General features: G+C 39.0%; 1 pseudogene. It reads left to right on the forward strand.

What is annotated here, in order from left to right:
• Window positions 1-182: pseudogene (locus FE296_RS33125) on the forward strand (transcriptional regulator); the annotation flags it as partial.
• Window positions 183-231 lie beyond the last annotated feature (49 nt).

Genomic DNA, 231 nt, shown 5'->3' on the forward strand with positions numbered 1-231 from the left:
TAGAAGTTTTTGCACTCGTCGTGAAACTTCTTGAAAAATCGCAACACGAGGCCATACTTCATAGAACGATAGAAGGATTAGCTCATTACCTTGAGGTTCTGCCTGACTTTATTGACAGTGATGAATCACAGTCCGAGTTTGAAAGTGAGCTTTTTGAAGTTCTTGATGATTATAACTACTAATAGAAAATGAACCGGGGGAAACAAACATCATGTCTACAACCGCGAATGT

Origin of the sequence: Paenibacillus sp. UASWS1643 (genome assembly GCF_008693195.1) — a bacterium.
Lineage (GTDB): Bacteria > Bacillota > Bacilli > Paenibacillales > Paenibacillaceae > Paenibacillus > Paenibacillus amylolyticus_B.